The 8,424-nt window shown below is 43.1% G+C and carries 4 protein-coding genes; all 4 read left to right on the top strand.

Annotation, left to right across the window (positions count from 1 at the left end; genetic code table 11):
• Positions 1–1,155, top strand: a 1,155-nt coding sequence (locus H6S82_RS10310) for a M10 family metallopeptidase (protein WP_191056198.1), incomplete at its 5' end; no start/stop codon positions are given.
• Positions 1,156–1,372: 217 nt separating this feature from the next.
• Complete coding sequence (locus tag H6S82_RS10305; RefSeq protein ID WP_190464376.1) at positions 1,373–4,627, top strand: M10 family metallopeptidase; 3,255 nt, start codon at positions 1,373–1,375, stop codon at positions 4,625–4,627.
• 95 nt (positions 4,628–4,722) lie between these two features.
• Entirely contained in the window at positions 4,723–7,101 is a 2,379-nt protein-coding gene (locus H6S82_RS10300; RefSeq protein WP_190464377.1) for a M10 family metallopeptidase C-terminal domain-containing protein, read from the top strand.
• Between the two features lie 71 nt (positions 7,102–7,172).
• Positions 7,173–8,424: reprolysin-like metallopeptidase (locus H6S82_RS32700; protein ID WP_347339483.1), on the top strand; the 1,252-nt coding region annotated here is incomplete at its 3' end.

Below are 8,424 nucleotides of genomic sequence, written 5' to 3'. Positions count from 1 at the left end.
CCACAAATTAAGAACAATATTCGCAACATCCTGCAACTTTACGACAACATACTGCCCTTCGATTTAGTTGAAGTTTCAGACAGACCTCCCAACGTCGGGCAGCTACGGTTCATGTTTTCCAACGGGCCACGCGATCAATCGCGAGAAGGAAACGTTCTCGCTTATGCCTACTACCCCGGAGACCCCACCGACTTTACTGGTAATCTTGCTGGCGACGTACATTTGAACCCTAACAGAAGTACGATCGATTTTTCAACTGGTGCCGGCAGTTTCAGCTATGAAGTTTTACTGCACGAAATCGGTCATGCGCTAGGTTTGCGACATCCTTTTGAGGGGAACCCGCCTCTAGCTGCAGGTAAGGATAACGATAGTAACACAGTCATGGGTTATAGCTTTTTTCCCGGTAATTACAATGGCTCTTTTGCCAGTACACCGATGGCCTATGATATCCGTGCCTTGCAGTTACTGTATGGGTTTAGTAGTTTGAATGAAGGTGACACAAACTATCAGTTTAATGTCAACAATTTTTTTGGCGCAGAGTCAAATGGACAAAATGGAGTAAAAAACACTATCTGGGATACCGGCGGAATTGATACATTTGATTTTTCAGCATTACCCCCGACTTTATTCGGTTATTACTTCAACATGAATGAGGGAGGTTACAACACTACACAGCTGGCGCTCAACGGTTCTACCTATACAACTTCCACTGCTCAGGGTATATTCACTACGAATAGTTTTGGCACAACTATTGGTTTTGGTTTCACTTTGGAAAACTTAGTCGGTTCTCAGGGAGATGATGAAATATTGGGAAATAATATTTCCAATAACATTGCAGGTGCAGCAGGTAACGATGTAATTACAGGTGCCCGTGGTGCAGATATCTTAAATGGCGGCCCCGGATCTGATATATTTGTATTGGCTCCGGGCGATGGCGGGCCAAATCCGGGCTCGACTGATGTGATTACCGATTTCACGGATGGTGAAGATTCGATCGGTCTAAGCGCTGGTTTGAGATTCGATCGCCTACGTATTACTCCCGGCACTAACCCGAACGATACTATTATCCAAGTTGCCAGCAGCGGCGAATACTTAGCTGTACTTACTGGCGTTCCATCTTTCGCTATCACTAATGCTGATTTCACGTTTGTTTAGAAATGTGTTGGCACATCCGCCTGCTTATTTCCAAGCGAATTCTAAGTAGAGTTGGACAAAAGTTGAAAAGTTGTGTTATGTGTCAAGTTGTTCCATTTGGAGTGGTTATGCGATCGCAGTAACCTATTCACAATGGAACAACGAACAATCAACGACATAGGTTAAGCGAAGTCACTAAACCGACTTAATACCAGTTTGTATTTGCCAGGAAAAAACTATGCCTACAGCTGCTACTTCCCCCTTAAGCATACAAGAACTATATGATGAGAATTTCTATCGAGCTAACAATCCAGACTTAAATTATTTAAACAGTCGGGATTTATACCAACAATTCCTGAATTTTGGCATTAATCAAGGTCGCAGATTTTCGCCGTACTTCGATGCCAATTTCTACAGACTTAGCAATACCGACTTAAATAGTTTAAACAACAGGCAGTTATTAGATCATTTTATCAACATCGGTCTGCCAAACGGTCGCAAATTCTCCCAATTTTTCGATATAAATTTTTATCGATCCGCCAACTCCGATTTAGCTGGTTTCGATAACATAGATTTGTTTCGACACTTCAAAAATTTCGGTGTCGCTGAAGGTTTTCGTCCCTTCTCACCAGTATTCGATATTAATTACTATCGAAATAATAACTCAGATTTGCAAGGGCTGAATTATCGGCAATTGTACGAGCATTTTCAGCTTTCCGGTATGGGCCAAGGACGTGAATTTTCGCCGTATTTTGACTTCGATATATACCGGGCTAGAAACTCTGAATTAACAAGTAATATCACTACTAATCAAGGATTGCTAGAAAGCTTCCTTACTACTGGGATAGAGCAGGGTCTTTCTGCCTCGCTGTTCTTCGATCTCAACTACTATAAATCTAAAAACTCCAGCTTGTCTAACTTGAGTAATAGACAATTATTCGAGCAATTCCAAATTATTGGTTTGCCGCAGGGGCGTACTTTCTCTCGCTACTTTGATTTTGATTTCTACCGAGATGCCAACCGAGACCTCGGTCAACTGAACAATAAACAATTGTGGGAACACTTCCAAAACTTTGGTTTAAGGGAGGGACGCCCTTCTTCAGCATTCTTCGATCTAGATTTTTATCGTTCTAGAAATCGAGACTTGGCTGGACTGAGCGACAAACAATTAGAGGAACAATTGATTACCGAAGGTCTGGATCAAGGTCGTTCCCTTTCACCATTCTTCGATCTTAATTACTATCGAGTTGCCAACGGTAAAGCGGAGACTCTCAGCAATAGACAATTGTGGCAAGACTTGCAAGACGTTGGCGTGCCGGGAGGACAGGCTTTTTCACAGTTCTTCGATTTGAATTTGTACCGAAGTAGCAACCCAGATTTGGCAGGTTTGAGCAACGAACAATTGTTTGAACATTTCCAAAACTTTGGTCTAGCTGAGGGAAGAACTTTTTCGCCAGTAATCGATCTAAATGTCTATCGAAATAGCAATCCGGATTTTACAAATCTGAGCAATAAAGATTTATTCGAGATATTGGTAACTTCTGGTATAAGTGGGGGAAGCGGTGGAGGTTCTGCTGTTACGCAGTTTTTTGACCCCGATTTTTATCGCACCAATAACCCTGACTTGGCAGAGGAAGGAATAGTTACCGATACGCAATTGTTGGAACACTTCCAAAACTTCGGTCTGGACGATCGAGGCAGAAAATTCTCACCATATCTAGACCTGGATTACTACCTAGCTAACAACCCAGATTTGGTGACCGCAGGTCTGACTAGGCGGGAAGCATTCGAGCATTTTCAACGTTACGGATTGGATGAAAGACGCCCGTTTTCGCAATTTTTTGATGTCCGATACTATCTAGATAACAACACCGATTTGCGTGCAACTGGGATGAGTTACCGCCAAGCGTTTTCTCACTTTCAAAATTTTGGTGTAAATGAGGGACGCCGCCCATCGATTCTATTTAATCCTGTTTATTATCTGGATAACAACCCGGACTTGGCTGCCAGAGGAATGAGTTTTAAGGATGCGTTTGTGCATTTTCAGAATAACGGTTTTGTGGAAGCGCGATCGGCGTCTGTTTTATTCCAGCCTCAAGATATTGCCCCCCTACTATTTCCTTTGGCCGTAAACGAAACTGGCGACGCTTTAGACCTGAGAGTAAACCCCCCCGTGACCATAGTAGCCTTACCTAACTGGCTTCAAAACGTGCGCGAATGGGGGGACATCCCAGCTAATGGCACTCTCAGCTATAGTTTTGTTGGCACAGCCGGTGCCTTTTTGTACGAAGGATCGGAGAGCAACGTTAGGGAAGTACCCGAATCGGTTAAAAACAACGTTCGCAATATCATGCGGCAGTATGATGAGGTTCTGGGCATCAATGTGGTTGAAGTTGCAGACACGCCTCCCAATGTCGGTCGCATCAGAATTATGTTTTCCAACGGCCCTGGCCAGCGCGGTGTACCGGGCTATGGCAATCCCCCTTCCGATAACCCCGGTACGACTTTGGCCGGTGATGTGCATTTAAATCCGACCATTGATTATTCTCAAGGCCCTGGCAGTTATAACTACCAAACTTTGCTCTCCGTAATTGGCAATGCTCTTGGGCTGCAAAACCCCAAAAAACAAACTCTACCTGCGGTTTTTGAGCCCGTTCTCAGTTTTGGGAAGGATAACAATACAAATACTGTAATGACCGATAATACTCCTCCCCAAACATATAACGGCTCATTTGCAAGCACACCTATGTCTTACGATATCCGTGCTTTGCAGTACCTTTATGGTGCCGGTTATGCAAACGAAACCGATACAACATATAGGTTTAATACCAGCAATTTCGGGCCTACCGATCTCAGCGGAAGAAATGGCTTAAAACAGACTATTTTCGATGCCGGCGGTATTGATACATTTGACTTTTCCGCATTGCCAGCCGTTCCCTTCGGTTACTACTTCGACATGAATGAAGGAGGACAAAATACAACACAAATTGCCCTCAATGGCGCAACCTATATTGTTCCCAACCCCAACAGCACTGACAACGACCCTCTCCCTCCCATCACATTGACAACTAACAGTTTTAGCACCACGGTTGCTTTTAGCTTCTCTCTCGAAAACCTGGTCGGTTCTCCGGGAGATGATGAAATATTGGGCAACAATTTGTCCAATAATATTGCAGGCGGTGCTGGCAACGATATCATCAACAGCGGCATCGGTAAAGATACATTAACAGGTGGTGCTGGCAGCGATATTTTTGTAGTGGTTGCCGGCCAAGGCAGCCCCAACCCGGAAAACGCTGATATTATTACTGATTTCGTGGATGGTCAGGATAGAATTGGCTTGGGTATAGGTTTGACTTTTTCTCAGATCGTGATATCCCCAGGCACTAACTCGAATGACACTTTCATTCGACTTGCTAGAAGCGGTGAATACTTGGCTGTATTGACTGGGATTCCATCTGCGGCCATTACCCAAAGCGACTTTACTGCTATTTGAGAATAGTGCGCGGCTAGTTGTTAACAGTGAGTTTAAACATAACTAACAACTAGCTGATAATCAACGCCAACCTTTGTATCTGCTAGGAAAAATTTATGTTTCCACCTGTTGTTTTACCACTTAGCGTACAGGAAATATATGACGAAAGTTTTTATAGAGCTAACTATCCAGAGTTGGCTAATTTGAACAGCAGAGAATTAGAACGACATTTACTTACCACTGGTATACCGCAAGGTTTCAAATATTCGCCGTTTTTTGATGTAAGTTATTATCGCAGCAACAACACCGACTTGGGTAACTTAAACAACGAGCAATTATTGAACCATTTTCTCAGTACAGGTGTTGCGGAAAGGCGCAAAACTTCTTCATACATCGACCTGGATTTTTATCAAGCCAGTAACCCAGACCTAGCCCAATTGGATAACGCACAATTATTTGTGCATTTGAAAAACTTTGGTTTGGCTGAGGGGCGTCCCTTCTCTCCAGCAGTCGATCTAAATGCCTTCCGAGCTAGCAATCCCAATTTTGCCGGACTGGACAACCAACAATTATTCGAGCAATTCCAACTTTCCGGTATCTCTGTTGAAACACCCACCACCGCGCCTGAGTTATTTGATGTAGAATTTTACCGACAAAATAATCCTGATTTGGTCGCGGCAGGAATAGATACCGATGCGGAACTTTTGGAACATTTCCAAAACTTTGGAATAGCCGACATAGGCCGAAAATTTTCACCTTTTTTAGATCTCGATTACTACCTAAGTAAAAACCCAGACTTGGTTACAACAGGTCTGACTCGACGAGATGCTTACGACCATTTTCAAAAGTATGGATTAGACGAAGGACGCTCATTTTCACAGTTCTTCGATGTCAGATACTACCTAGATAACAACCACGACCTGCGTGCAAGCGGGATGAATTATCGGCAGGCGTTCGCTCACTTTCAAAACTTTGGTGTGAATGAGGCAAGACGCCCATCGCTTCTATTCAATCCGGTATATTATCTCGATAACAACGCAGACTTGGCGGCAGCAAAACTGACTAGCAAAGAAGCATTTGAACACTTTCAAATTTCTGGTTTAAAGGAAGGTCGTCGCTCATCAATTTTCTTCGATCCGCAGGCTTTAGCTGCATTGATCAGAACAGACTTTCAACCAGCAAGCGTTGACCCGACGACATTTTTTCAACCAACAGTTAAATGGAATGTTCCAGCTAGTAATGTACTCACATACAGTTTTGTGACTACTGCCAGTGCCTTTTTGTACGAAGGGCAAGAAACAGGCGTTAAGGAATTGGACGATCGAACTAAGAATAATATCCGCAGTATCCTGCGACTGTATAGCCAATACATTCCAGTTAATTTTGTTGAGGTTACCGACAGACCTCCTAATATCGGTCAGATCAGGTTCATGTATTCTAATAGGGAGCAGGCACCAGATACCTTAGCTTACGCCTACTATCCCAAAGACCCAGGTGACGATACTCTCAGCTACCCTGTCGATAGTCTGGGTGGTGATGTGCATTTAAATGGTGATAAAAGTGTAATTGATTTTGCAACTGGGCCAGGAACTGTTTCTTACGAATTATTGCTGCAAAATGTTGGTCGGGCTTTAGGTCTAAAACCAACGATAGTTTCATCGCCAAATCTGAATGTTGGTAAAGATAATAATACCAACACTGTAATGACTGCTAACTTTTCGCTTGAACGATACAACGGAGCAATGGCAAGTACGCCAATGTCCTACGACATCCGTGCATTGCAGTTCTTGTATGGTGCCAGTTATTTCAACAGCAACGATACAACGTATAATTTTGATGCCAGCAATTTTTTTGGGATCAAGCAGACACTATGGGACAGCGGTGGCATCGACACACTAGATTTTTCGGGATTACCACCGGATCAAGTAGGTTATTACTTTGACATGAATGAGGGCGGTCAAAATACGCAACAGGTTGCTCTTAATACTGCTACTTATTTAGTTCCCAGTGGGGATGACAATCAAACTAATGAAGATGGCTCTCCTGTTCTTACTCCATATAATACCAGTCTGTATTCTACAAGCGTTGCTTTTGGATCTGAGATTGAAAATTTGGTAGGGTCTAATGGCAAAGATGAAATTTTGGGCAATAGTTTGTTCAATAACATTAAAGGCAATGGAAGCGATGACAGGATAACAGGCGCTCGTGGCAAAGATACACTAACTGGTGGAGATGGAGCGGATACTTTTGTATTTGCTCCAGGGGATGGCGGGCCGACTCCGGAAACGGCTGATGTTATTACTGATTTTACTGATGGTCAGGATAAGATCGGTTTAGCGCTTGCTTTGCCGTTTGGGGCTCTCACTATTACTCAAGGTTCTGGTACATATGCCAACGATACTTTAATCCGGATTGCTGGTAGTGGTGAATATTTGGCTGTATTGACTGGTGTTCAGGCAGGATTAATTAACTCTGAAGATTTCATTTCGGTTTAGTAGTCGTAGGGTGGGCATTGCCCACCCTACAAAGTATTTTATAACAGGTAAATACTGATAGGAAATAATTTATGCCTGTACAATTATTCGATGCCAATTATTATCGGGCTGTCAATCCAGACTTAGCTAACCTCAACGACACACAAGCATTTTGGCATTTCCAGAACTATGGCTTAAATGAAGGACGCCAATTCTCACCGTTAGTCAATCTTAACTTTTATCGCTCAAACAACCTTGATTTAGCGGCGGCAGGTTTAACGACAAACACCCAACTCTTCAACCATCTTCAAGACAGCGGTATAGATGAGGGCAGAAGATTTTCACCGCTAGTAGATCTTTTCTTCTATAGATATAAAAACCCGGATTTAGCGGCTGCTTTTGTTTCCGACAGCCAACTATTGGAACATCTGCAAAAAAATGGTTTAGCCGAAGGACGCCGATTTTCACCTTTTTTTGATGTCAATTATTATCTTTCTCAGAATGCAGATTTAGTTGCTGCGGGTCTTAATAATCAACAAGCGGTTGAGCATTTTCAAAGGTTCGGCTTAGCGGAGGGACGCCGCGCTTCTCCTCTAGTGCTGTTCGATCCGACATATTATTTATCGCAAAATCCAGATTTAATTGCGGCAGGTATTAATAACGGTCAAACAGCATTTGAACATTTCCAAAACTATGGCTATGCGGAAAGACGCCGTTCGTCACTTTTTTTCGATCGCAACTCTATAGCTGCCTTAATTGAGAATCCTCCCGCTAGGTGGGAAGTTCCAGAAGGTGGCACGCTGACATTTAGTTTTGTTACAGCGGCTAGCGCTTTTAACTACACAGGCCCAGAAAAAAATGTGGGGGAAGTGAGTGAGGCAATTAAAAATAATGTTCGCTATATTTTTTATAACCTATATGCCCCCATTCTCCCCTTTAATTTTGTTGAAGTTCCAGAGACAAGTACGCATCACGGTCAAATCCGATTCATGTTTTCCAATGGAGACAGTGTACCGGGTTTTTACGCTTATACTTATGAGCTTGGCTATAACGATCTTGATGGAGATGTACATTTAAACCGTAATGCTGAAGGTAGGTCTGATGCCTTTTCATCTGGCCCTGGCAGTCGCGGCTACGCAGCTTTAATTCACGAAATCGGTCATGCTTTGGGTTTGAAACATCCGGGTAATTACAATGGCGAAGACAGTGAGGGGGAACCTCCATATCTTCCTTATTGGGAAGATCATAATATTAATACCGTGATGAGCTACAATGACCCTTCGCTCGACCCTTTTCCTATTACACCTATGGCTTATGATATCCGTGCTATTCAATATCTTTATG

It is taken from the genome of Planktothrix sp. FACHB-1355 (genome assembly GCF_014748295.1).
GTDB classification, from domain to species: Bacteria; Cyanobacteriota; Cyanobacteriia; order Cyanobacteriales; family Aerosakkonemataceae; genus Aerosakkonema; species Aerosakkonema funiforme_A.
The sequence above is the reverse complement of the archived record's forward strand: the minus strand, read 5'-3'. Positions and strand labels throughout refer to the sequence as shown.